At 41.6% G+C, this 24,896-nt stretch carries 21 protein-coding genes and 1 tRNA gene; 10 read left to right on the top strand and 12 right to left on the bottom strand.

Going from position 1 to position 24,896, the window contains the following annotated elements; translation table 11 throughout:
* Positions 1 to 5: 5 nt before the first annotated feature.
* The 3 genes from hutU to hutI all read right to left on the bottom strand — a co-directional run bounded on the left by hutU (position 6) and on the right by hutI (position 4,142).
* Positions 6 to 1,685 carry a urocanate hydratase gene (hutU, locus tag PR766_RS00650; protein WP_036975370.1) on the bottom strand — a complete coding sequence of 560 codons (1,680 nt, stop codon included), beginning with the start codon at positions 1,683 to 1,685 and terminating at the stop codon, positions 6 to 8.
* 318 nt (positions 1,686 to 2,003) lie between these two features.
* Complete coding sequence (gene hutC, locus PR766_RS00645) at positions 2,004 to 2,735, bottom strand: histidine utilization repressor (RefSeq protein ID WP_006660233.1); 732 nt, start codon at positions 2,733 to 2,735, stop codon at positions 2,004 to 2,006.
* 171 nt (positions 2,736 to 2,906) lie between these two features.
* On the bottom strand, positions 2,907 to 4,142 hold the full coding sequence (gene hutI / locus PR766_RS00640) for an imidazolonepropionase (RefSeq protein ID WP_154636387.1): 1,236 nt from the start codon (positions 4,140 to 4,142) through the stop codon (positions 2,907 to 2,909).
* Between the two features lie 236 nt (positions 4,143 to 4,378).
* On the opposite strand from hutI, the gene smrB reads away from it, so the two are divergent.
* Positions 4,379 to 4,924, top strand: coding sequence for an endonuclease SmrB (gene smrB / locus PR766_RS00635; RefSeq protein WP_006661334.1), 546 nt, complete (start codon positions 4,379 to 4,381; stop codon positions 4,922 to 4,924).
* Positions 4,925 to 4,965: 41 nt separating this feature from the next.
* Here smrB and sixA read toward each other — a convergent pair whose 3' ends face one another.
* The 4 genes from sixA to PR766_RS00615 form a co-directional block, all read right to left on the bottom strand.
* Positions 4,966 to 5,451, bottom strand: coding sequence for a phosphohistidine phosphatase SixA (gene sixA / locus PR766_RS00630; RefSeq protein ID WP_006661333.1), 486 nt, complete (start codon positions 5,449 to 5,451; stop codon positions 4,966 to 4,968).
* 231 nt (positions 5,452 to 5,682) lie between these two features.
* On the bottom strand, positions 5,683 to 7,896 hold the full coding sequence (gene fadJ, locus PR766_RS00625) for a fatty acid oxidation complex subunit alpha FadJ (RefSeq protein ID WP_154636386.1): 2,214 nt from the start codon (positions 7,894 to 7,896) through the stop codon (positions 5,683 to 5,685).
* Positions 7,896 to 9,215 (bottom strand): acetyl-CoA C-acyltransferase FadI, encoded by a 1,320-nt coding sequence (gene fadI, locus PR766_RS00620; protein ID WP_154636385.1) that lies wholly within the window; start codon positions 9,213 to 9,215, stop codon positions 7,896 to 7,898. Before fadI ends, fadJ begins: the two co-directional genes overlap by 1 nt.
* Before the next feature lie 265 nt (positions 9,216 to 9,480).
* On the bottom strand, positions 9,481 to 9,777 hold the full coding sequence (locus PR766_RS00615; RefSeq protein WP_006660227.1) for a YfcZ/YiiS family protein: 297 nt from the start codon (positions 9,775 to 9,777) through the stop codon (positions 9,481 to 9,483).
* Positions 9,778 to 10,128: 351 nt separating this feature from the next.
* Between PR766_RS00615 and fadL the strand changes: the two genes are divergently transcribed.
* A complete protein-coding gene (fadL, locus tag PR766_RS00610; RefSeq protein WP_006661331.1) occupies positions 10,129 to 11,430 on the top strand; it encodes a long-chain fatty acid transporter FadL in 1,302 nt (433 codons plus the stop codon).
* Between the two features lie 502 nt (positions 11,431 to 11,932).
* On the opposite strand, the gene mlaA is transcribed toward fadL, so the two are convergent.
* Positions 11,933 to 12,682, bottom strand: coding sequence for a phospholipid-binding lipoprotein MlaA (gene mlaA, locus PR766_RS00605; RefSeq protein WP_006661330.1), 750 nt, complete (start codon positions 12,680 to 12,682; stop codon positions 11,933 to 11,935).
* A gap of 392 nt (positions 12,683 to 13,074) precedes the next feature.
* Between mlaA and PR766_RS00600 the strand changes: the two genes are divergently transcribed.
* Positions 13,075 to 13,146 (top strand) — tRNA-Arg (locus tag PR766_RS00600).
* A 267-nt stretch (positions 13,147 to 13,413) separates the two neighbouring features.
* Positions 13,414 to 13,704 (top strand): hypothetical protein, encoded by a 291-nt coding sequence (locus PR766_RS00595; protein WP_006661329.1) that lies wholly within the window; start codon positions 13,414 to 13,416, stop codon positions 13,702 to 13,704.
* A gap of 35 nt (positions 13,705 to 13,739) precedes the next feature.
* On the opposite strand, the gene PR766_RS00590 is transcribed toward PR766_RS00595, so the two are convergent.
* Entirely contained in the window at positions 13,740 to 14,165 is a 426-nt protein-coding gene (locus PR766_RS00590; RefSeq protein WP_006661328.1) for a GNAT family N-acetyltransferase, read from the bottom strand.
* Positions 14,166 to 14,380: 215 nt separating this feature from the next.
* Here PR766_RS00590 and PR766_RS00585 point away from each other — a divergent pair, with 215 nt between their 5' ends.
* Positions 14,381 to 15,616 carry an SLC13 family permease gene (locus PR766_RS00585; protein WP_006660217.1) on the top strand — a complete coding sequence of 412 codons (1,236 nt, stop codon included), beginning with the start codon at positions 14,381 to 14,383 and terminating at the stop codon, positions 15,614 to 15,616.
* A gap of 67 nt (positions 15,617 to 15,683) precedes the next feature.
* Here the strand turns inward: PR766_RS00585 and PR766_RS00580 are convergent, their stop codons facing one another.
* Both PR766_RS00580 and PR766_RS00575 read right to left on the bottom strand, forming a co-directional pair.
* A complete protein-coding gene (locus PR766_RS00580; RefSeq protein WP_006661327.1) occupies positions 15,684 to 16,421 on the bottom strand; it encodes a cyclase family protein in 738 nt (245 codons plus the stop codon).
* 158 nt (positions 16,422 to 16,579) lie between these two features.
* Positions 16,580 to 17,422 carry a MetQ/NlpA family ABC transporter substrate-binding protein gene (locus PR766_RS00575; protein WP_006661326.1) on the bottom strand — a complete coding sequence of 281 codons (843 nt, stop codon included), beginning with the start codon at positions 17,420 to 17,422 and terminating at the stop codon, positions 16,580 to 16,582.
* A 242-nt stretch (positions 17,423 to 17,664) separates the two neighbouring features.
* Here PR766_RS00575 and PR766_RS00570 point away from each other — a divergent pair, with 242 nt between their 5' ends.
* The 5 genes from PR766_RS00570 to PR766_RS00550 all read left to right on the top strand — a co-directional run bounded on the left by PR766_RS00570 (position 17,665) and on the right by PR766_RS00550 (position 24,044).
* Positions 17,665 to 18,798, top strand: a complete 1,134-nt coding sequence (locus tag PR766_RS00570; RefSeq protein ID WP_036962927.1) for a CMD domain-containing protein — start codon at positions 17,665 to 17,667, stop codon at positions 18,796 to 18,798.
* Positions 18,799 to 18,802: 4 nt separating this feature from the next.
* Positions 18,803 to 20,263 (top strand): FAD/NAD(P)-binding protein, encoded by a 1,461-nt coding sequence (locus tag PR766_RS00565; protein ID WP_006660213.1) that lies wholly within the window; start codon positions 18,803 to 18,805, stop codon positions 20,261 to 20,263.
* Between the two features lie 6 nt (positions 20,264 to 20,269).
* On the top strand, positions 20,270 to 21,283 hold the full coding sequence (locus PR766_RS00560) for a methionine ABC transporter ATP-binding protein (RefSeq protein WP_154636383.1): 1,014 nt from the start codon (positions 20,270 to 20,272) through the stop codon (positions 21,281 to 21,283).
* Positions 21,280 to 21,948: a methionine ABC transporter permease gene (locus PR766_RS00555; RefSeq protein ID WP_006660211.1), complete on the top strand. Its 669-nt coding sequence runs from the start codon at positions 21,280 to 21,282 to the stop codon at positions 21,946 to 21,948. The genes PR766_RS00560 and PR766_RS00555 overlap by 4 nt, the downstream gene beginning before the upstream one ends.
* A gap of 368 nt (positions 21,949 to 22,316) precedes the next feature.
* The gene (locus PR766_RS00550; protein ID WP_071524933.1) at positions 22,317 to 24,044 is read left to right on the top strand and encodes a potassium/proton antiporter; all 1,728 of its coding nucleotides are present in this window, start codon (positions 22,317 to 22,319) and stop codon (positions 24,042 to 24,044) included.
* A gap of 236 nt (positions 24,045 to 24,280) precedes the next feature.
* On the opposite strand, the gene PR766_RS00545 is transcribed toward PR766_RS00550, so the two are convergent.
* Positions 24,281 to 24,574, bottom strand: coding sequence for a helix-turn-helix domain-containing protein (locus PR766_RS00545; RefSeq protein WP_006661320.1), 294 nt, complete (start codon positions 24,572 to 24,574; stop codon positions 24,281 to 24,283).
* Positions 24,575 to 24,896 lie beyond the last annotated feature (322 nt).

Genomic DNA, 24,896 nt, shown 5'->3' with positions numbered 1-24,896 from the left:
CACTCCTAACGTGTTTTTAGCATAGGTAAGTTTAAGTTTTTCTCTTTCGCACATTCGATAGCGATGTCATAACCTGCATCCGCATGGCGCATCACGCCCGTTGCAGGGTCATTATGTAATACACGAGCAATTCGCTCTGCGGCAGCATCGGTGCCATCACACACAATCACCACACCAGAATGTTGAGAGAAGCCCATTCCAACGCCGCCACCGTGGTGTAATGACACCCACGTTGCACCGCTGGCAGTATTGAGTAATGCATTAAGTAATGGCCAATCAGACACGGCATCTGAACCATCTTTCATCGCTTCTGTTTCTCGGTTCGGGCTTGCTACCGACCCCGAATCCAAGTGATCGCGACCAATGACAATCGGAGCAGATACCTCTCCACTTCTCACCATTTCATTGAACGCTAAACCTAATTTGGCGCGATCTCCTAAGCCAACCCAGCAAATACGCGCTGGCAAACCTTGGAAACTAATACGCTCACGAGCCATGTCCAGCCAGCGATGCAGATGTTTATCATCAGGCAGTAACTCTTTCACTTTTGCATCGGTTTTATAGATATCTTCAGGGTCACCTGAGAGTGCAACCCAACGGAAGGGACCCACACCACGGCAAAATAGAGGTCGAATATACGCAGGCACAAACCCAGGGAAATCGAACGCATTTTCAACGCCCATTTCTAATGCCATTTGGCGAATATTATTACCGTAGTCGAATGTCGGAATACCTTGTGCTTGAAATGCCAGCATCGCTTTCACATGTTCTGCCATGGATTTCTTCGCTGCTAACGCGGTGCCTTGAGGGTCTTGTACGCTCTTCTCGCGATATTGTTCCCAGCTCATGCCAATGGGTAGATAGCCATTAAGTGGATCATGGGCACTCGTTTGGTCAGTCACCATATCGGGCTTAACACCACGACGGACAAGCTCAGGCAAGACCTCGGCGGCATTGGCACATAATGCGATAGAAACGGCTTTGCCTTCTGAGGTGTATTTCTTGATGCGTGCTAACGCATCATCTAAATCTGTCGCTTGTTCATCCACATAGTGGGTTCTTAAGCGGAAATCGATGCGGCTTTGCTGGCACTCAATATTTAACGAACAAGCACCGGCTAATGTTGCCGCTAATGGTTGTGCGCCACCCATTCCACCTAAACCTGCCGTTAACACCCAACGCCCGGTTAAATCACCGTTATAATGTTGGCGGCCAGCTTCAACGAAGGTTTCATATGTGCCTTGGACAATCCCTTGGCTGCCAATATAAATCCAGCTTCCCGCAGTCATTTGACCGTACATTGCTAAACCTTTCGCATCGAGTTCATTAAAATGTTCCCAATTCGCCCAATGAGGTACAAGGTTAGAGTTAGCAATGAGTACGCGAGGCGCATTTTCGTGAGTTTTAAATACGCCAACGGGTTTACCCGATTGCACGAGTAAAGTTTCATCGCTCTCTAGCTGCTTTAGGGATTCAACAATTTGGTCATAACATTGCCAGTTACGGGCTGCGCGACCAATCCCACCATAAACCACTAATTCATGGGGATTTTCTGCCACATCAGGATCGAGGTTGTTCATCAACATGCGCAGTGGTGCTTCTGTCAGCCAATTTTTAGCCGTCAAGGTGGTTCCACGAGGTGCTCGAATTTCAATATTACGATATTTGTTATTTAACTTTGTCACGAATATACCCTCACTTAGATGCGTGTTTGACTTATAGCGTCTCCCTATAGATATAGTTGTATATACATGTACAATCAATTTATTTTTTAACAATTGAGATGGCGATAACGAACATCGAAGATGAAAATAATTTATTAATAACAATTATATAGAAAAACACCCCTTGATTTTACTGGTGTTTTTTTATTCTAAATCTGCCTACCAGATCACATTTATTTCACAGTTATTTTACATTTATGGCGGGAGTTTGAGGTTCGCACAGCTACTTGTGGCTGTGCGAATGTCGACATGGCAGCACGATGCATTTTGTGCCTACCATTAGGAAGAAAAGCTGCCTTTAAGTTTATATCGGTGACCAGGGAATAATAGCTTGGTACTGGTCACGATATGACTTTGTGACCATGTTCGGCGGGTAATTTGCAAGCATGATGCACCCACGTGAACCTGCAAAAGCCGTGCACTTCGGTCATCGGCTTCTACCGCCTCAACGATGTGCTCGCCTTGAGTCAATGGCGCAACACGAGATAAATAATCATGAGGCGTGATGGTCATAAAATCTTGTTCAAGGTAATCAGGGGCAGCCAAAGCATTCACAAAACGGTCTTCGATTTGTACTGGAATATCGTTTTCCAAATGAACCATCACAGAATGATAGACGGGGGTTTCTGGGGGAATATTTAATTCTTTTGCCAGCGTTACGGAGGCAAGAACTTGCTCTAATTTAGTAATTTTACAACTGTATTGATGATTCCTTGCGAGGATTTCATTCTCAATACTATGAATTTCGAACAAAGCAGATTGCCCTTTCGGCTCGGCAACAAACGTGCCAACACCTTGAAGACGCACCAATAAGCCCTCCGCAGTTAATTCCCGCAGGGCTCGGTTCGCCGTCATCCGGCTACAATCAAACTGTACGACTAACTCCGCTTCCGACGGTACACGGTCGTTCGCTTGCCATTCCCCTGCTTGTATTTTTTCAATAATTGACTGCTTAACTTGCAAATACAATGGAACAGGAGTTTTCAGCTTCGGTTTTTTTTCGGCTGTCACGTTTATTTCCAAATAAGTAATGAGTGTGAGTAGTCAACATTGAAAATTAATCAAACAATCGCTGCCTATCGTGGCGATAACAAACCGAGGCAGCAATCAGAACTTTATGAATAAATATGATTATAACCTGAAAAACGAAAACACTTTTTCTATTTTAAATTAATTGAACGGTTAATTTTGATGGGTCACTTTTCCTTGGTAAACACGCTGATGTAATGGATTACTCCCTTGCTCATAAATCATTTCAACCGGATCGTGTGCATTCCATACCACAAAGTTTGCCTGATAACCGGCGCTTAGCTGCCCTATAGCATCACCGCGACCTAATGCTTTTGCGGCGTGGCGCGTCACGCCTGCCCAAATCTCTTCCGGTGTTAATCTAAACAAGACCGCAGCCATATTCATCACCATACGCAGTGAGGCAAACGGGCTAGTGCCCGGATTAAAGTCAGTGGAAATGGCGATAGGGACTTGGTGTTCACGTAATAAGTCAATGGGGGGTAACTTGGTTTCACGCAAGAAATAGAAAGCGCCAGGTAGTAGCACAGCGACCGTACCACTGCGTTTCAGAGCCTGTATACCGTTAAGATCTAGGTATTCAATATGGTCAACGGACAAACCTTTAAACTGTGCGACAAGTTCACTTCCCCCTAAATTAGAGAGTTGCTCAACGTGCCCTTTCACTGGAATTCCCAATTTTTGAGCAGCCAAAAATAGTTTTTCACTTTGCTTAAGAGAAAAGCCAACACTTTCACAGAATACGTCTACGGCATCAAATAAGCCTTTCTTCCATAATTGCGGCATGATTTCGTTGCATATAAGGTCAATATACTCGTCGGCTCTGCCCTTATATTCAGGCGGAACGGTATGAGCAGAAAGTAACGTTGAGCTAACCTCTATCGGATAAGCTGCAAATAATCGCTTTGCAACTAACAATTGCTTTTCTTCGCTTGCCAGATCGAGTCCATAACCCGACTTCATCTCAACTGTCGTGACACCTTCACGGATCAGCGCTTCAAGGCGCGGTTTAGACCCATCAAATAATGCCTCTTCGCTCATTGCCCGTGTCGAGCGTACCGTCGAATTGATCCCACCACCCTGCGCACTAATTGTTTCATAGGAAACACCATTCATCCGCTGTTCCCATTCTGCCGCACGGTTACCACCAAAAACTAAATGAGTGTGGCAATCAATTAACCCAGGCGTGATTAAACGACCTTTAACATCAATAATATCACAGCCATTAGCTTCCACGTGGTCGCTAGGATGGATCGCGATAATTTGTTCACCACGAATGATCAAATCGTGATTTTCCAGTAAGCCGTATGCCGTGCCCAATTCGGTATTCATTGTCGCAATCCGACCGTTACGCCAGATCACATCATTCGCATGTGCTTTAAATAACATAAATCATCCTATGGCAACAGAAACCCAATTAGGCTTCACATATGAAAGGTAGGGATACAAAGGTATATATATGTATATACAATTAGACTACTTATCTATCTATTGTCAATGGATAGACGTGCAAAAGTTATAAATTTGTTACGTAGCGCTAAAAATATTCTATGATAACCGTTCATGCAAAAAATGGGTTACACTACTGGCAGTTTTACCCATCTCAAAAGAATGATTTATTAACCATGAATAAAAAGAAATTTGCCTTAGAAGACGGCGACATTAATCTATTTAAAGAAGCGATTCGGGGTGCCAAAAAAATTCACCAAGACCAAATAGTGCATGCCCCTATTCGTGAAAAAGTCACTCAGCCATCCCGTAAAAAAGTTCAGCAAGAACAAGTAGATGCTTCATTTTATTTTTCTGATGAATTTCAACCACAGCTAGATAATGACGGTCCGACTCGCTTCTTACGGCCGGACTCCAACCCCTATGAATTAAAAAAATTACGTCGTGGGGACTATGTACCAGAGCTATTTCTTGACCTTCACGGACTCACCCAAATGGAAGCAAAACAAGAAATTGGTGCATTGATAGCAGCATGTAAACGGGAAAATGTGCATTGTGCTTGTATCATGCATGGGCATGGTAAGCATATTTTGAAACAGCAAACACCCTTATGGCTAGCCCAACATCCTGATATTGTTGCCTTTCACCAAGCCCCTAAAGAGTGGGGAGGTAATGCCTCGCTGTTATTATTAATTGAAACAACGGAGAGTGCTCGCCGTTAAGCACTCATTTACGGACTGTTTCATCACCATGATGCTCAAACTTAGGATTGGATCAATGAGATCTGCGATGGACTGAGCATCCATTCTAAATGACATTTCATCTGCTCAGTATTCACCTCAACGCACGCAATAGTCGAGGTTGTAAACATAGGCGGTGCTTCTTGAGGGCACAATTCCGACACCAAATAACCCACGAGAGGAAGATGAGAAACGACTAAAACCGCTTTGGCGCCACTAAATGCATAATCCCGAATTTGCGCAGCAACCCACTCTGCATTTCCGCCAGGCGTTAAACCATCCATAACCTGTACTTGCGAGGGTAAAGACAGTTCATCGCGCATCACTTGCCACGTTTGCTCTGCCCGTAAATATGGGCTCACTAATACCGTATCAATTAACGGATGACGCGCTTGCAACCACTTCGCCATGAGTATGGAATCATCTTTCCCTTTCTGGGTTAATGGTCTTGCCGAGTCACTCGCTGCCTGTATCACAGCATCACCATGACGCATAATATAAACTTGCATAATCCACCATCTGTGCCGCTATTCCACATGAGAATATGGGTCTTTTCATTTAGATAATTATAGTTAAAGATAACCATCAGTTGGGGTGAGAAGAGATTCTGCAACAAACCCGTTGCAAATAAAATGATTTACATTGTTTTTTACTGACATTTTTCGTTATTCAGCCATAAAAAAACCTGATAACCACAGCATTTAAATGCGGTATCAGGTTGATTAAAAGGCAATTATAATTTAATTAGTGCTGCTATTCTCTTCCGATGATAATGCATTTTTTTCATGATCATCCGCGGGATAAAACTGACGATTAGACTGTGCCATATCCACCAGTAATTTACACGGCGTAAATTTATCACCGTGTTTTTCGGTCAGCTGTTGCAGTATTTCGACGACTTTGCCGACCCCAAGGCTATCCATATAACGGAAAGGTCCACCAAAAAATGGCGGGAAGCCAATACCGAATACTGCGCCAATATCCCCATCACGGGCACTACGAATAATGTTTTCTTCTAAACAACGAGCGGCTTCATTCAGCATCAGCATGACACAGCGCTGGGCAATGTCTGTTTGGCTTGTTGTCGTTGAGGGATGAATGCTAATCAGTGAATAAATACCGTGGTCAACTTGGCGTTTTGTGGATTTTTTCCAGAAAGTAAGCTTGCCCCCAGTTTGCCCATAAACATAAAACCCACGTCCATTTTTCTTGCCTTTACGATCGTCATTAATCACTTTATCAAGCACATCTGGCGCTTTAAAACGATGACCAAACCGCTCAACCAAAATAGGGAGAATTTTAGTTCCCACATCAATACCCACTTCATCTAACAGATGGAAAGGTCCCACTGGGAAACCAAATTTCACTAATGCTTTATCGATGTGGTCGATGGCATTTCCTTCAACAAGGCACTGTGCAGCTTCACATAAATACGGCGCTAAAATTCGGTTTACATAGAAGCCAGCATCATCTCCGACCACTATCGCGGTTTTGCCTTGGCGCTTAGCAAACGCAATAGTTGTCGCTACTGTGGCTGCATCGGTTTGCTGATGCGGGATCACTTCCACCAGCGGCATTTTATCAACTGGGCTAAAATAGTGCAGTCCAATCACCTTCTCGGGGTGTGGGCTACCTTCTGCAATACGATGAATAGGCAACGACGATGTATTCGATGCAAATATCGCTTTCCCTTCCGACATTTTTGCTGTTTCTTGCACCATTTTACGTTTCAGCGCCAGATCCTCAAAAACCGCCTCCACCACGATATCTGCAGTTTCTAACCCTTGATAAGTGAGCGTACCAGAGATTCTCGCCATAATGGCATCTCGCTCCCGCACAGGTAAGCGCCTTTTACTGACACGCTGGGAGAGCAAATCCCAGCTGTAACGCAACGCTTGAGAAATGCCTTTGTCTGAAATGTCTTTAATACGCACGGGGTATTTACCAAATACAGCGCTCACATAAGCAATCCCGCCCCCCATTAAGCCGCCACCCAATACGCCAACTTGCTTAATCGTTTTAGGTTTAGCTTCTGCACCTGTTTCATTTTTAAGTGCTGTAGAGGCAAAAAATAGGCTACGTAAAGCGGCTGATTCAGGTGTCATTGCCAGTTCACCAAAAGCTTTGGCTTCTTCGGCAAAACCGACTTTTAATCCATGGTTCATCCCCGCTTTAACAACCTGAATAATTTTCTCTGGTGCAGGATAATGCCCTTGGGTTTTCTTGACCGTTTTTTCTTTCGCGCTAGCAAATACTTTATTGCGCAGTAATTTACTACTGAGTAAACGCTGCTGCCAAGGTAGAGGCTTACGTTTAACACCGCCTTTTTGCGCTAGTTCCACAGCGGTATCCAATAAAATCGACAAAGGAACCAGATCATCCACTAACCGCATTTTTAATGCCTGTTTGCCTTTCAGTTGGCGCCCTGTCAGCATAATATCCAGCGCATTAGGGATACCAATTAAGCGAGGTAAACGCTGTGTTCCTCCCGACCCAGGAAGTAGACCCAGCTGTACTTCAGGGAGACCCAATTTGGTTTTATCATCATCAGAGCAAACACGCGCATGGCAAGCCAGCACTAGCTCCAAGCCGCCACCAAGGCATGCGCCATGAATAGCGGCAATAATTGGCAGCGGATAATTTTCAATTTTGTCGAACAGTGTATGCCCTTGTTTCGACAATTCACTCGCCTGCTCTTTGCTAGTGCAATTGGCAATCATGCTGATGTCTGCACCGGCGATAAAATTGTCTTTTTTTCCTGACGTAATCACCAAGCCTTTCAGACCTGAAGTGGATTGCGCTTGCTGTAAAATAGCATGAAATTGCTGTGCAAATTCAGCTTTCAAGGTATTCACTTTTTCATTAGGAACATCAATATAAATCACACCAACATTGCCATTAACTATCTTTAACGTGAATGCTGGCTCCGTGACTACCGTCGAATGTTGTGTCATTATTCTGCCTCCAAAATCATTGCCACTCCGAGTCCACCTGCCGCACAGGCTGTTGTTAACCCAAAACCGCCGCCACGTCTACGTAGCTCGTTCAATGTTTGAGTGACCATTCTTGCCCCTGTCGCAGCAAACGGATGCCCATACGCAATTGAACCACCTAACACATTAAACTTGTCCATATCAATTTCCCCTATCGCTTTCGATAGACCGAGTTTTTCTTGGGCAAATTGTTGACTCGCAAACATTTGAATATTAGAGAGCGTTTGAGCAGCAAAAGCTTCATGCATATCAATCAAGGTAAGATCTTGCAAAGTCAGTCCCGCCTTTTTTAACGCAATCGGCGTCGCATAAGACGGTCCCAATAACATATCTTCCCAGACATCAATCGCCGAGAATGCGTAGCTTTTAATATAACCTAATGGAGTGTAGCCCAATGCTTTCGCACGAGATTCAGTCATCATCAACACGGCTGCCGCACCATCCGTAAGTGGTGTACTGTTCGCAGCAGTAACACTACCGTGTTTTCTGTCAAAGGCGGGTCTGAGCTTCGCGTAAGACGTCAGAACCGAATTTTCACGCACGTTATTATCGCGAGAGAAAGCTTGCTTATAAGGCGGCATATACGCCGTCATCACTTCGTCATCCAGTGCGCCACTTTTCCATGCTTTGGCCGCCAATAGATGAGAACGATGTGCTAATTCATCTTGTTGCTCACGGCTAATATGGTAGCTTTTTGCCATCTGTTCAGCCGTATCCCCCATGCGCAACCCTGTTGAGTATTCAGCTACACCTGGCGCGACCGGCGCTAAATCTTTCAAGCGCAATTTGCTAATCAGTGATAATTTTTGCCCGAATGACTTCGCTTTACTTAATGCTAATAATGTTGCAGCGAGCTTCTTCGAGACACCAATGGGTAAAACAGAAGAGGAGTCTGCTCCCCCCGCAATACCCACAGAGATATCGCCCACCATCATACTTTGTGCCACATTCACAATAGCTTGGAAGCTGGTAGCGCAGGCGCGAGATACACTGTAGGCATCTGTCGAAACACTCATTCCTGTGCCCAAGACAATTTCTCTCGCAATATTGGGCGCTTCAGGCATTTGAACAACTTGACCAAACACCAGTTGTTCAATAATCGATGGATCGATATCACTACGATGAAGTAGTTCTGCAACGACAGTTTTGCCTAAATCCACAGCGGGAATATTGAGATAAGCCGTAGATTGCTTAGCAAAAGGCAAACGTAATCCGCTAACAATGGCAATTCTTTCTTTTACTGAATGCCGATTATCGCCATGGTGAGAGAGTTGATTCATGGTCGCTCCTGCTAAAAGGAAAATAAAGTAGAGTTGTTGTGATTAAAATAAGAGGTCTGACCTGTGTAAATAGTTAACATATTCGTCACATTTATCAATCAGTGTCGATAAAAAATGCGAGCTCACACACAAGTTACAATCAATTGACCATAATGGCAGGAAATTTGGTGGGTTTTTAGTAAGAAAAAACCCATTCACTTCTAAAAATGACGCATACGCGAAATAATAGAGTCAATGGGCTTTGAGAAGGAATTCAAACGTTTGATTAACGTAAGCCTAATTGGAAAATCAAGCTTTCTGCTTCACAGCTAAATGTAAAGTTCGCGGATAACTCCACACCACCTGCAACAGGGTTGATTGAGTGAGTAATTTCGCACGGTTCTGACTCTACTGATTTCGCTTTTTCAGTGAGTGTTTTCAACATCGCTTCAGCGTCTTGCTGAGTGGCGAAAACTTGCTGATACGATGCGGTGCAATCCTTATTTTCCAGTACAGTACCGACATCTACACAGCAGCATGCAGCCGTTTCATCCGCGCTACAACGTTTAATCGCATCAGTCATTTTATTCTCCCAATGAACAAACTGTTAAGTAAGTATCATAACGCTGAAAAAGTGCCAAACACTAGTGATATCAAATTTAATTGCTAATAATCCAACATAAGTTTGATCTAGTTCCTTATATGAGCATTTCTTACTCGTTAAGCTCATTCGAATGTTGCCATTTTGTTAATTGCATCGCATTTTCGAAAATAAAAATCACACAAAAACAAAACAACCTTGCAACATACCCAGTGGTCAGACCTATACTCAGTGAACTGGTCTGATTTGTCATTGAGGCAAGCGACCCTACAATTCAGCGCTTCTTGCGATAGAAGTCGCTTATTTAAATAAAACTACTAGAGGGTTTTGGTCATGAACCAGAAAAACCTATTTGCTCGATCAGCTTTAGCAATCGCAGTGGCTGTTATCTCCTCCAATGCAAGCGCAGCTGGTTTTTTGCTGAATGAATATTCAACCTCAGCCTTAGGACGTGCATTTTCAGGCGCAGGAGCCGTCGGCGACAACGCAAGTGAAGGCAGCCGTAACCCAGCTGCAATGATGTTATTTGATCGACCAACCATGTCAATTGGTGCGGTTTATATTGACCCAACCGTAGATATCAAAGGGCGTGATGACGATAAGTATACTGCCAATAACATCGCCCCTAATGCCGTAGTACCTAACGCTCACTTTATCTTTCCAATCAATGATAAATGGGCAGTTGGTACTTCCATGACCACTAACTTTGGCCTCGCGACTGACTTCCATAAAGATTATGCAGCAGGCTTAGTTGGCGGTAAAACAGATCTAAAAACCGTTAACTTAAATTTAAGCGGCGCCTATCGTATCAACGACAACTTCAGTTTTGGTTTAGGTGCGAATGCCGTTTATGCTGATGCTGAAATTACACGTCACATGGGCGAGAAAGCTAAAGGTCTTGGTGGTTTGGGAATTACACCAAGCACAGATGCCGCTAAATTAAAAGGTGATGATTGGGGTTACGGTTGGAACGCGGGGCTTCTGTATGAAATCAACCAAGATAACCGTTTAAGTTTTACCTACCGTTCAAAAGTGAAAGTGAAATTTGAAGATGGTAAATATTCTAACGGGATCCCAAACCTTCCATTACCACCAATTCAAGCGCTTAACCCTACGGGGGGTAAGACTGTTAAGGGAACTTTAGATTTAAACCTACCTGATGTTTGGGAATTCTCCGGTTACCATAAAGTCGATCCGAAATGGGCACTGCACTACAGTGTTTCTTATACAGGTTGGAGTACTTTCAAAGACTTAACTGCCTATAGAAAAAGTGATGGCAAAGAGCTATTCCATAAACCAGAAAACTTTGATGATGCATGGCGCTTAGCATTAGGTACCACCTACTTCTACGATGATAACTGGACATTCCGTACCGGTATTGCTTACGATGAAAGCCCAGTGCCATCTAAATACCGTTCAATTTCTATTCCTGACCAAGACCGTTACTGGCTCACCGCAGGTACCACTTATGCATTTAACAAAGATGCCTCTGTGGACTTAGGTATTGCTTATATGTACGGTAAAAAGGTCAATATTAATGAAAGATTGATCGAAAAAGATCCTACTTCCGAAGTTCGTTTCAAATCTGAAGGCTCTGCATGGTTATACGGCGTTAACTTTAACTATACCTTCTAATCAGTTTTCTCCTATCAGGGGAGCTCGCTCCCCTGATATCTCCCTCTTCTATTTCTTCCTCTGCTCGACTTTCTTTTTCTGCCCTTCGCAGAAAAATCATCCTCAAACCAAATTTTTCTTGACTTTTTTTTGTACAGATTTATATATTAATTATAGCCCGATGTTATTTTATTGTTAAAAACATTCCTGCGGCTTATTCATGTACTGGTTCCAGTCATATTTATTCACCCATTCATTTTTAAATGCGATGCTGACCTTCATTTTTTTGACATGAAGAAACAGTAAAATTGCTCACTAAGCGATCGTTTGAGGAAAACCATGAAGAAAACGTAGGAGGAAGTTATGGGAACATTATTTACTATCAGCTTTGTTAGCGTGTTAGTCGTCAGTGCCGTGATTGACACAGTCATCCAACGAGGAAAACAGGACAATGACTAGCAGTATCTTTATCACTCTCTGATGTCTAAAAAAACATAGAGAGTGATAAACCCCATCCAATCAGTTAATCAATCGAATCCAATTCCCCTTCAATCACCGCCGCATTTGGGTTTTCAGCTGGCTGCAAGGTACCGCCTTTCGATAAGAAATCATTACGCTGGAAATATGCTTCGCGGAACATCAAGTAAGGGTCGGAAGAACTTTTCAGTAGTCCATCAGAATCGAGCAATCTTGCACGAGTTTCAATACCTTCTAATGCCCATTTACCTGCCGACATCCAGAACGTTAAATAACTCAGCATTGGGTAGAGATCGTCAGCAAGGTCACCGCCCTGTTCACGCAATGTCGCACTACCATAACCCGGTAATACAACATAAGGACCATAACCGACATCATAGTAGCCTAATGTATTACCAAAACGTTTAGGTTCCTCTTTCACCAATTGAGGATTTGCCATACCGGCAACATCGATTAAACCACCGATACCAAATACGGAGTTTAAGAAGAAGCGGTTAAAGTGTTTGAACCCTTGCTCCACTTCCCCACGCAAAAAACTGTTTAGCATGCTAGCGGGTTCTTCTAGATTGCCAAGAAAGTTACTGAGTCCGTTTCGGGCAGGCATTGGCACATAATCATTCCAAGCAACCGCTACAGGTCTTAAGACATAGGGGTCTAAGACATTATAGTTAAAGTTAAACATTGCTCGGTTAAAGCCTTCTAACGGGTCTGAACGCTGCTGCGTTTCTGGGTCAACGCTAGCGCACCCAACCATTAAAACTCCCGCGAGAAGAACGCTACTCATGCGAAACTTCATCATTCTCTCCATCCTTTAGTCCACCTTGCCATGGTGTTTTTATCGTTATTGCTAATCGCCTTATCATAGAAGCAAATAGAAAAACGTGTTAAACGTTTTGAGTGGTTTAATTACCTTATTCGCATAATTATAACCTATTTAATTATCAACTTATCATAAGAAGTATAACTTGATCGCCTTGAAAACAACGATTACAACGGTATATGGCATTAATTAGCGAATTAACATAGAGATAGACTTATCTGAAATTATTTTTTCATTACGACGGAAATGATTAAAAACCCAACAAAGAAATGTCGAAGAAAGATAAAAATAGAGAAATTGGTTGTAACAGCTTGATTCGATGGGAGGTGGACAGTAAAATGCCAAACGCTCACCCGCGCCATCTCAATGTCCCCTTAGTTAAATGGATATAACGAGCCCCTCCTAAGGGCTAGTTGCAGGTTCGATTCCTGCAGGGGACAAGTCAATGATCAATAAAATCAATTAATTACACGAAGATTGGTTATTCACATTCCTGCGAAATACTAAAATATCCTAGCTAATGATAGTAAACCCATAAGCCAAAATACTGACTCGTCCTATTTCATCTTGACTGATACACCGATATTATTTTGCTCATATTCCTATTTGATGAGCGAATCTCTATGCGAATAATCGCCACCCTATTTCTTTGTAGCTTAGTAACAGGTTGCACAATAGAAAAATCACTATCAGTGGTTCAAGTCAGGATGATGCCAAATCACGTGATTCAAATAGAAGGCTCGCCAAATGAACAAGCACAGCAAGAACGTTATAAAATCTTTGTATATTACGGTAAGCAACAACCAGCCGTCTTACAACCAACTACCGATCGCTGGTTTATTTTTAAGGATGGTCATTTGCTGGAATATTCTACTCAGTACCTAAACCCATCTAATGATACAAATAAACCTCTAAGATTAACTGCAACCGAAATATTATCTCAATGGCGAAACAGTCAATACTTACCTGTTAACTTATCGGTTCGCGCTAATGAATAGATAATGGAACGGCGGCAATATACATCAATGACCCACTATCCCGTCATATAACTTTTAGAAAGATAATGACGCTGCATTCCCAGCTCAGGGAAATCAGGCAATGACATCAGTTTTATATATCCAAGCTTTTCATAGAATGGTAGTGCTTGAAAACTAAACGTATCAACTAACGCATTGTGGCAACCTAATTTTTTACTTTCTTCTTCTGCTGAGCACATTAATTGGCTGCCTAATCCATTTTTACGCATTGATTCATCGACCCATAAATAGTCAATACATAGCCACCGCCCCTTAATTGAGGCAAGCAATCCACCTTTCATCACACCCTTTTCATCTTTGCTATAAACACCTAATTGACCGAAGTAACTATTTTGTAAAAAATGTTGGTTGTAGCTTCTTAAACCCGTAAATAACGCTTCTCTATCTTCAGTCGTAATCTCACTCGTTACGATAATTTTCATAACAGCCTCATTTTATTTATATTTATCTCTTTTTTATTATGCATAAAAATCAATACCCAACAAATTCATTAATATCAATCGGGTAAATTACATCGCATTACGAATGTCTTAGTTTGACTGCGTTTACTCAATTAAAAACTAAACGTTTTTTTATCTTGCCTGTAATCTTATTCACCGTAAAATCCCTCTAATCCTTCAGAATAAATGTGAACAATATGACACTTACCATTATTATTTTTGTATTGGTCTATGTTGCCATGGCATTTGGCAAGCTTCCTGGTTTTAAAGTCGATAGAACAGGTGCCGCAGTCATCGGTGCTTTAGCCATGATGGCAATCGATAGCATTACACCACCTCACGCGTGGAATGCCATCGATTACCGGACTATCGGCATGTTATTTGGCTTAATGGTGGTGTCTGCTTCATTTGTGGTCTCCGGCTTTTATAACTGGACTGCGGATCGCGTTGCCATGTTAAAAGTCAGCGCCCCAACCCTGCTAGCTGTGCTCATTGTTGTTGGTGGGTTACTTTCAGCACTTCTTACTAACGATGTGGTTGTCGTCGCAATGACCCCGTTACTGGTTTCTATCACGCTTTCTCGCGGGCTAAATCCCATTCCCTTTTTGCTCGGATTTTGTTTTGCAGCGAATAACGGCGCAACAGGTTCGCTCATTGGTAGCCCACAAAACATGATTGCGGCACAAGGATTAGATATTTCTTTTGTGGGCTTGCTGCAATCTTCTGCAATACCGGCATTATTGTCTTTACCTCTCACATGGCTTGTGCTGGTTTGGTTGTATCGAAACCGCTGGTATTTAGCCAAAGAACCAAACAATACCCCCAAAACGGTTTCACCACCGACCCCGCTTGATACATGGGAAACAGCCAAAGCTGGTGTGATTACACTGGCGGTTATTGTGGCATTTGTGGTCAGTGACATCCCAAAAGAATTAATCGCCTTGACGGCAGCAGGTTTTCTATTATTGAACCGCTCAATCGCTTCTAGCGATATGCTTAAGCTGGTAGATGGCAACCTCTTATTGCTCATCATGGGATTGTTTGTAGTCAACGCCGCATTTGCGGGTACTGGCTTACCTCAACAGATGCTCAACGATCTACGAGCCCATGGCGTTGAGCTCAATAACCCTCTAATTCTATTTTTAGTGACAGGCGTGTTGAGTACGATCGTGGGAAACAATCCGTCCGTTATGCTGTTAGTTCCGTTTTTAACCCCTGATGGTAATGCGGATGCATTAGGTGCGGCACTGGTGCTCGGCTCAGGCTTTTCCAGCAACTTATTTGTTTTTGGTAGTTTGGCAGGCATTATCGTGGTAGAACAAGCGGCTGCTTATGGTGTGAAAATTTCATTCGCTGAGTTTGCTAAATCAGGCGGGATTGTCGCTGTTTTGTGTATGTTGTTAGCCACGGCTTGGATTATATTTGCGCTATAACATCGGCATATTTTTCCGCTTATAACGCCTTTCTCCTCTTATATTGCAAGAAAGGCGTTTAAGATTTTTAGGGAAGAATGGCAAATGAACGAACAGGAAAACCACTCGCATTATTGGGTTTAGCCACAATATTAAAAATCACGGCACCGCGAATAGGTAATTGATCTAAATTTGCCATTAACTCTATTTGGTAGGTATCTTGTTCTAATACGTAATACTCACCTAACAGCCCATTATTTTGGCGAAAATCTTTTGCCGAATCGGTATCAAAAGTTTCATGCCCTATCGCTTTGACTCCACGCTCTTCAAATAAAAACTTGAGCGCATCCATTCCCCAACCGGGAATTTGATTATTACCTTCACCATCTTTGTTATCCATCGCGTCTTGAGAAGGCCAGCGCTTATACCAGTCAGTGCGTAATGCCACAAAGCTGTCAGGTTCAATTCGCCCATATTCCCGCTCAAATGCCAAAACATCGTCACGAGAAAATGAAAAATTGGGATCTTGTTCTGCGCGTTTTGATTGGTCGATAACAATCAGTGGCAATACCAATTCTTGCAGTTCTAATTCATGTAAAAAACGTTTTCCTTCAACAAAATGGCAAGGAGCATCAATATGTGTGCCGTATTGTCCAGGAAAAGTAAATTGCTGAGCAAAAAAACCGTCGGAATAATCAAATAATGTTTTAAAGTCTGCCGAATCAAACATAAAGAAATGCGGTGAGTCTTTGTCAAAACTGTGTGTTAAATCGACCCATTTTTTAGACTTTAATACATTCAGTGCATTCAAAACCTCGTTAGTCATCATTTTCCCCTATCTGATTTTGGCTTTTATTAAGACAATTTTATTTTGGATTTTTTATTTATTCTGAATAGGTAATAACCAACTCTATGACGTTTGTCTATCCTTCTTAGAGAATGAGTTGCCAATTGCGTCATCAAACTGGCAACCTTGTTCGAAAATTATTTAGCGTAATTAGCCCATGCTGCAGGCTCAATAAAGCCATCATACAGACGTTGAGAACGAATATAATCTGCGTATTCTTTTGATTCAAAAGCTTCTTTTAAGTCTTTTGCCCATTGCGTATCAAGGTCTTTTTGCAGAACCGTCACAATAACTCGGTGCTCAAGCGGTGAATTTTCAACAACTAAACCATCAGCAATACGCTGACCTGCACTCGCCACATAGTTACCATTCACGACGACAAAATCCACATCATCCAATAAACGCAAACCTTGAGCTGCATCGGTTTCACGAATATCCAGTTTATATTTAGCAGGTTCAATATCATTCACACTAAAGTTAAGCGTACTCACATTAGGTTTGATTTTAATCCAACCTAATTGTTCTAAAATTCTCGCACCACGCTCCGCGTTTACTGGGTCATTAGACAGAGCCACAATCATGCCATCTTGCACTTCATCCAACGATTTATGCTTATTTGAACGTAAACTTTGTGGTGCGCTTGGTGAATCTGCCAATGCAACCATGTTGATATTATTTTTTTGGTTATAAGCTTCCATATAAGCACGGCTTTGGTTTACCGATGCATCAATAGCGCCTTCTTCAAATGCAGGGTTAATTTGCCTATTTTGCGAAAATTGGCGTAATGTCACCTGATAACCTTTCTTTTCTAAAATAGGAACAATGCCTTTATCCACTTGATCAATATAATTCCCTACCCCAAAGCCAATTGTAATTTGCTTTTTATCTGCACTGTCTTTTTCTTTATTATCGCCACATCCTGCTAATACAATTATTGCTGTTGCCACTAAAGATAAATTTATTATTTTTTGTTTGAACATTGAGATATTCCCCATGGTGGTTACCCTTCAATTACATTCCGTTTTTATATTGCTAATTGACCGGAGTATAAACAGGATTTATTTAACGTCTTAGATCTGATCGTTATAACTTAAATAAAAATAGATATAAAAATATGCCAAAACAAAATGGTTATAACCATATAACAAAATGGTAGTTCGAATAATGATGTGATTGATATGTAATGAAGGAGATAAAAAAATTTAAATAAAGTGAGTTATTTATGACAACAAAATATGATTTAATTAATTTTCTTCTTAACCTGACACCAGACTCTGAATTAGCAAAAACTCGCGCAGAAAGACCTGTAGCAACAGAAAATACTCAAGCTGCTTTTGATGCTATTTTTTCAGCACCTTCCAAATTATTGACACTCAATGTGAAATATTATTTTGCGCATCTTGTGGCGAAAATAACAGGTTCCGTATTGCTCGAAAAATATTATGCTGAATTATTGTCATCACACACAGAGATTGAAATCACCGCTCATCTCGCTTTAGCCGAAAAATATTTGCACATATTAGTGAGCAACCCTAATCAAGCCGATTACGCCTTAACACAGCAATTCATTCAACAAGGATGGTCTGAGCCCGATATTATTTTACTTGCTCAGCTCATAACTTTTGTCACTTACCAATCTCGATTGGTTACAGGCTTAGGTTTATTAATTGGACAAAATCCGAATACTGGGCATCGCGTCAATGAACCTCAAACCATTAAAGCTGGTATTTGGAACCATGCTAGTCAAACACAATTAGGGCAAACGTCACCGACAGTGTTCACGCAATCACAATTAGGTTGGGAATCTTGGCTATCCGCACGGGACGCTAATACACTTGATGAGAATGAAACTCAGACCATGAAAAAACATGGTCAGCTGAATTCTGAATATTTCTTACTTTTGGCTCATCAAAGTGAAATTTTAGCACTACGCACACAGATTGACCGCGGCATTTTTTATACCTCAGGAGGATTACCTCGCTGGGAAAGAGAGTTTGCTGCTGCTGTCGTAAGTAAAGTCAATGGCTGTATTTATTGTGCCTCTGTGCATGCTCGCAAAGCGAGCCAATATTCAAAAGAACATTATGCTGATGTCGAAAAACTCTTAGCGACTCCCGCAGGCAATGAGCTTGCCGAAGGTTATGAACCACGACTCTTAGCCATTATTGACCTTGTTGCTTCACTCTCAGCAACACCGATTCAAGCCTCCGTTAAGCAAATAAGCCAATTACGCTCACTCGGGTTATCGGAACTGGAACTGCTGGATTTGATTCAATCTAGTGCATTTTTCTCATGGGCTAATCGCTTAATGCTTACCTTGGGAGAACCTTTTGAACTCCCTGAAAATAAGGAGTAATGCCATGGAACCGGTTATTGGATTAGCGGCACTAGAAGCACAAATACAACAGGATCTACAGTACCTTAATTTACCCATTGGCACATGGACACTGTCTGATGAAAACCTGTTTGAACAACACATTAATGTCGCCATTATTGGTGCAGGTATGTCCGGAGTTACGGCGGCTTTCGCGCTTAAATTACGAGGCATCAATGCTGTCATTTTTGATCAAGCTCCCGCCGGTAGAGAAGGACCTTGGCAGACACCAGCATTAATGGAAACCTTACGTTCACCAAAACAGGTGGTAGGCCCTGCTCTCGCATCCCCTTCTTTAACATTCCAAGCGTGGTTTAAAGCCCAATTTGGGAATGAAGCATGGGAAGCTCTTGATAAAATTCCTCGTTTGCAGTGGGGTGAATACCTACAATGGTTTAAAACCATGACGGCACCGACACTGCTTAGCCAGCATCAACTCATTGATGTCAAACTAACCCCTCAGGGTCGTGAACTCACGTTTGAGACGCCTAATGGGTCAACTCACTTTATGGCACAACATGTCATTATTGCGACGGGCATGGAATCATTCAGTGAGCCTAATATTCCTGAATTTATGGATAAAATTCCCTCCGATTATTGGGAACACTCATACGCAGGCAGTGACTATCAACGATTTAACGGTCTGAGTATTGGCGTGGTAGGCTACAGTGCTGGCGCGATGGACAGTTCCGCTACCGCGTTAGAACACGGAGCTAAGTCGGTTGAGTTATTAATCCGCGCAAAGGAGATGCCGAGAGTTAACCGCGGTAAAGTCGCAGGCAGTGCTGGCTTTACTCATGCTTATGGGTATTTTACTGACGCGCAAAAATGGCACTATGCCGATTATGTTTTGAAAGCGAAAACTCCCGCTCCTCATGGCAGTACTTTACGTGTTTCTCGCCATGCTCATGCCTATTTTAATTTCGATACCCAAGTCAATCATGTGGCTCTCAAAGAGAATAAATTGCATGTTTCCACGACTCAGGGGGATTTCTCTTTTGATTACCTTATCTTGGCGACGGGCTATCGTTTGAATTGGCATAAGCACTCTGCATTTCATCGCCTCGCACCGTTCATTAAAACATGGGGAGATGTCTATACCCCTCCTAAAGGTGAAGAGAATGATGAACTTGCTGCGCACCCCTATCTTGGAAAACATTTTGAATTACAAGCCAAAGCGGGTTACGAATTCCCATTTATTGACCATTTTTACTGCTTTAATTTAAGCGCTTCACTCAGCATGGGGCCTGTCATTGGTTTGATCCCAGGGACCAATACTGGGGCTGAGCGTTTAGCCGATCATATCGCGGCTAAATTGTATTTAGCTCATCAACAACAGCATCTTGAGCGGGTTAAAACCAGTACAGAGAATGAGTTATTAGGTGATGAATGGCAGCCCGCACTCCCTCCAGCTCAGCGCGTGCAACAGACTGAAAATGTGGAGTAAAAAAGGATGATTGAATTTAATAATGTCCAAAAAGTGTATAACAAAAATGGGCAATCTCTAATCGCTCTACAAGATATTAATTTGCATATTAATAAAGGAGATATCTTCGGATTTATTGGCTATAGCGGCGCAGGTAAAAGTTCACTCATACGTCTCGTTAACCAACTCGAAAAGCCCTCGAGTGGCTCAATCACGGTCGGTCAACATAATCTGGCTGAACATAGTCCATCGCAAACACGCGCCCACAAGAAAAGTATTGGTATGATTTTTCAGCATTTCAACTTGCTGGAGACTAAAACTGTCGCGCAAAACGTTGCCATGCCACTCGTGTTACTCGGTATTGATAAGCATGAAATCATGCAGCGTGTGGATAACATTCTTGAATATGTTGAATTGAGTGATAAAAAAAACCAGTATCCCAATCAATTATCTGGGGGGCAGAAACAACGAGTGGGAATAGCCAGAGCGTTGATTAATAACCCTCAAATTCTGTTGTGTGATGAGGCCACCTCTGCGTTAGATCCCCAAACTACCGCATCTATTTTAGCATTACTGCAAAAAATCAATCGTGAGCAGAGCATTACTATTTTACTGGTCACTCATGAAATGGAAGTGATTGAACAAATATGCCATCGAGTCGCTGTTATGGAGTCTGGGCGGATTGTTGAAGAAGGAACTGTCCTTGATATCTTCGCTCAGCCTAAACACCCCACCACTCAAAAATTTGTGGGTACCGTGCTCAACGAAAAAATTCCTGAACGTGTCCTTCATCAGCTTGAGCATCAAGACGAAGTTTACCGGTTAGAATTTTTAGGTAAATCAGCGCAGGAACCCGTGGTAAATGAATTAATCATGAAAAACATTATTAAGATCAACATCCTATTTGCCAATATGAAAGAGATAAACGGTGTGGTTCTTGGCAGTATGTTTGTTCAGATGCTTGGCGATAAAATGCACATCGACGAAGCGATAGCTTTCTTACGTCATCGCGGCGTTGCAGTAAACAAGGGGACAGTATGAGTGATTTTTTTGAGACGGCACTGACAAGTAAACAGTTTTTATTAGCCATGTCAGAAACATTCACCATGGTCAGTATTGCGCTAGTTTTAGGATCTCTCTTTGGGATCTTATTAGGCATCTTATTGGTGATTACGCGACCTGAGGGAATTTGGGAAAATAAACGTATTTATCGAATTATTAATCCTATTATTAATATATTCCGTTCATTGCCCTTTATTATTTTATTAGTGGCAATCATCCCACTAACGCGTTTTGTCGTGGGTACCTCGATTGGCACTACTGCTGCGATTGTGCCATTAGTAATTTATATTGCACCTTATACCGCAAGGCTCGTTGAGAACTCGTTATTAAGTGTTCACTCTGGGATTATTGAAGCCGCAGATGCAATGGGTGCCACAAACTGGCAAATTGTTTGGCATTTTATACTTCCCGAAGCAAAGTCATCCTTAATATTAAGTTTAACCGCTGCCAGTATCACACTTGTTGGCGCGACCGCAATGGCAGGCGCAGTTGGTGGGGGTGGTGTTGGTGATCTTGCATTAAATTATGGTTATCAGCGCTTTGATAATGTCGCCATGGCAATTACGGTTGTTACCTTAGTCATTATTGTCCAAGGAATACAATTCATTGGTGATACTCTTGCAAGAAGAGCCCGTTTTCACTAAATAACATAAAGTCGGTGATATAAACTCATCGACTTTTATTTTGTTTATCATGTCATTAACTCCTCACATCTTTTTTTCTCTTTTCCCCAAATAACATTTACATACAAAAAAACCATAATTAACCTGAGTTTAATAAAAAATCAGGCTATTTCTAGAAATTAAATTTTAAAAAATGCAGTAAAATACCAATATGTTTTAAATGATTCATATATAATCATAATAGTATGAATGATAATGTTTATTTAGCTACTTTAGTATGAAAATGCTATCAAATGCATATTTTTGTCACTTTTATAACATCTTGAGCTACATCATGCGCTTTGCGATGCATCGTCAGCGTTTTATTCACCTCTAACTGAAAACTGATTATGCCGACTATTGAACAACTAATATTACTTTCATCCATATTGATTTTACTCGGTATTTTTTCTAGCAAGTTGTCTGCAAGGCTCGGTCTGCCCATGCTAGTCATGTTCCTCTTTATTGGTATGCTTGCCGGTGAAGATGGGTTAGGAAGAATCACCTTTGATAACGTCAACGTCTCTTATGCCGTGGGTTCCCTCGCCCTTGCATTAATCCTCTTCGATGGTGGCTTACAAACTTCAGTAAAATCGATTAAGTTAGTTTGGAAACCTGCATTTACCTTAGCGACTTTTGGAGTGTTAATTACCGCAGGCATCACGGGGTTAGCCGCCGCCTACATTCTAGGTATTCCACTTCTTGAAGGGTTACTCTTAGGTGCCATTGTTGGTTCTACCGATGCAGCCGCAGTATTTTCCTTATTACGTAATGCGGGCATTTACTTAAATGAGCGCCTCCAAGCAACCTTAGAGATAGAAAGTGCTACCAACGACCCAATGGCAATTTTCCTCACTGTTGGACTATTGCAATTATTGATGAATCAACAGTCTTCTGGCAGTGAATTAATTTTACTATTTATTAGTCAGATGGGAATTGGCGCGATTGTTGGAATCAGTGTTGGTTGGATTTCAATAAAAATAATCAATAAAATTAAATTACTCGCAGCAGGTCTCTACCCTGTTCTTGTGGCAGCTTGTGGACTATTCTCCTTTGGCGTTGCCAGTAACCTAGATGGCAGTGGATTCTTATCCATTTTCGTAACAGGTGTCGTTATTGGTAACCATTCCTTTGTTTTCCAGCGTAATACATTCCTATTCCATGATGGGCTTGCTTGGTTAAGCCAGATTATTATGTTCGTCATGTTGGGTCTGCTGGTTAATCCGAGTTCCCTACTTGAGGTATGGCAGGAAGGGTTGCTTATCGCCTTAGTCTTAACGTTTATTGCAAGACCACTAGCGGTTGTCCCAGTGTTAAAACTATTCCGTTTCACTCGCAATGAAATCACATTGATTTCTTGGGTGGGCTTAAGAGGCTCAGTGCCGATTATTCTTGCCATCTTCCCCTTCATTTATGGGCTACCTGGCGCTAATCTGATTTTTGATGTTGTCTTCTTTGTGGTATTAATTTCTGCAACCTTACAAGGCTCCACACTACCTTACTTTGCTCGCAAACTGAATCTTATGCAGCCACCGCCATTACTTCCGGCTGCAACTTTGGACATTACTGCGGTAGATCAGATTGATGCTGACTTAGTTGAATATACACTTGGTGAGGACTGCTCTGCTGTTGGACGCCGTTTGTCGCAATTAGCGCTGCCTGACCAAACCGTTATCGCAATGATCACTCGAGAAAAAAGCGTTTTACCGCCGAGAGGTTCAACTATCTTAATGGCAAATGACCACCTATTTGTCGTTTTGAAACCACAAAATCGCTTATTCTTAGAAAGGTTGTTTTCCGAGCAAACCTCGACTGAGCTAACGGTCATGGAGCTACCTGCTTCAGGTTTAAGCTTAAAGGGCACTACACGGTTAAATGAAATTTATGAGTCATATGGAATTCAGATTGAAGTAGATTCAGATAAAACACTCAACCAGTTTATTCACGTGAATACTGAAAATGAACCAATTCAAGGGGATATCATTAAATTAGACAATATGCAGTTAAAGATTGATGAAATGATTGGTCCTCGTATTGTCACCGTTATTTTAGAGCCAATACAAGCTGAACAAGATTAATAATTCAAAGATTAGAAAACCTATTTTATAACGGTTATAAACTTAATTTTCGCATAAAAAAATAAAAGCCCAAATGGGCTTTTATTTTTGTAAATACTCAAGATGAGATACGTATTAATATATTCAATTGCTGTGACCAATTAATTTAGATTAATTAATTATACCGTTCTAAATTGAAACAATTTAATTAACAAACTTAGTTTGTTTCATTATGAAACTTAAGCAATGAATTGATATTATACGAGAGAATAAAGCGAGTCATTGAACCCTTTAGATTCTCTTTCCTCTGAGGCGTTGGTATCATCTTGGAGAACTTCGCTGAAGAATTCGCCCATATTCACGCCTAATACCTTTAATACACGAACTAAACAGTCGATATCAATGCGATTCACACCACGCTCATAACGAAATAGTTGTTGTTCACTAATGTCGATCTCTTTAGCTAATTGAAAAACTGTGTAGCCTTGAGCTTTTCTTAAAGATTTAATTTTTTGTCCAACTGCACAAGCGACAGGATATTTTGTATTCATAAACATTCTCGCTTCAATCTATATTAATTGAATAAAAATCGGTAGATATTTTCTACCATTTTTATTGTTATTTTATATGTACTATATAGTTCATTGATAAAACACGGTGATACATCCAACATCACTAAGCAAATGATATACTAGCCTTCTAATTAGTTTCAACTAGTCCAAAAATGACATTGCAACTATGTAACAAAATATTTTTCTCTATACAAATAAGACGGGTAAATGAATTACCTTTTATTTATCAATGCGTTATACAAACTGATAGCCAGTGAATACCACCTACGAAACTTAGGCGAAAGACCACATTGCGAGACAA

The sequence above is a fragment of the Providencia sp. PROV208 genome (assembly GCF_028479465.1).
Classification (GTDB): Bacteria; Pseudomonadota; Gammaproteobacteria; order Enterobacterales; family Enterobacteriaceae; genus Providencia; species Providencia alcalifaciens.
Note: the sequence above shows the minus strand (reverse complement) of the source record. Positions and strands in the feature narration are given on the sequence as shown.

Excerpts from the sequence above, each read along its gene's own strand:
- hutI (WP_154636387.1), bottom strand. The coding sequence starts at position 4,142 with ATGTTATTTAAAGCACATGCGAATGATGTGATCTGGCGTAACGGTCGG.
- smrB (WP_006661334.1), top strand. The coding sequence starts at position 4,379 with ATGAATAAAAAGAAATTTGCCTTAGAAGACGGCGACATTAATCTATTT.
- sixA (WP_006661333.1), bottom strand. The coding sequence starts at position 5,451 with ATGCAAGTTTATATTATGCGTCATGGTGATGCTGTGATACAGGCAGCG.
- fadJ (WP_154636386.1), bottom strand. The coding sequence starts at position 7,896 with ATGACACAACATTCGACGGTAGTCACGGAGCCAGCATTCACGTTAAAG.
- fadI (WP_154636385.1), bottom strand. The coding sequence starts at position 9,215 with ATGAATCAACTCTCTCACCATGGCGATAATCGGCATTCAGTAAAAGAA.
- PR766_RS00615 (WP_006660227.1), bottom strand. The coding sequence starts at position 9,777 with ATGACTGATGCGATTAAACGTTGTAGCGCGGATGAAACGGCTGCATGC.
- fadL (WP_006661331.1), top strand. The coding sequence starts at position 10,129 with ATGAACCAGAAAAACCTATTTGCTCGATCAGCTTTAGCAATCGCAGTG.
- mlaA (WP_006661330.1), bottom strand. The coding sequence starts at position 12,682 with ATGAAGTTTCGCATGAGTAGCGTTCTTCTCGCGGGAGTTTTAATGGTT.
- PR766_RS00595 (WP_006661329.1), top strand. The coding sequence starts at position 13,414 with ATGATGCCAAATCACGTGATTCAAATAGAAGGCTCGCCAAATGAACAA.
- PR766_RS00590 (WP_006661328.1), bottom strand. The coding sequence starts at position 14,165 with ATGAAAATTATCGTAACGAGTGAGATTACGACTGAAGATAGAGAAGCG.
- PR766_RS00585 (WP_006660217.1), top strand. The coding sequence starts at position 14,381 with ATGACACTTACCATTATTATTTTTGTATTGGTCTATGTTGCCATGGCA.
- PR766_RS00580 (WP_006661327.1), bottom strand. The coding sequence starts at position 16,421 with ATGACTAACGAGGTTTTGAATGCACTGAATGTATTAAAGTCTAAAAAA.
- PR766_RS00575 (WP_006661326.1), bottom strand. The coding sequence starts at position 17,422 with ATGTTCAAACAAAAAATAATAAATTTATCTTTAGTGGCAACAGCAATA.
- PR766_RS00570 (WP_036962927.1), top strand. The coding sequence starts at position 17,665 with ATGACAACAAAATATGATTTAATTAATTTTCTTCTTAACCTGACACCA.
- PR766_RS00565 (WP_006660213.1), top strand. The coding sequence starts at position 18,803 with ATGGAACCGGTTATTGGATTAGCGGCACTAGAAGCACAAATACAACAG.
- PR766_RS00560 (WP_154636383.1), top strand. The coding sequence starts at position 20,270 with ATGATTGAATTTAATAATGTCCAAAAAGTGTATAACAAAAATGGGCAA.
- PR766_RS00555 (WP_006660211.1), top strand. The coding sequence starts at position 21,280 with ATGAGTGATTTTTTTGAGACGGCACTGACAAGTAAACAGTTTTTATTA.
- PR766_RS00550 (WP_071524933.1), top strand. The coding sequence starts at position 22,317 with ATGCCGACTATTGAACAACTAATATTACTTTCATCCATATTGATTTTA.
- PR766_RS00545 (WP_006661320.1), bottom strand. The coding sequence starts at position 24,574 with ATGAATACAAAATATCCTGTCGCTTGTGCAGTTGGACAAAAAATTAAA.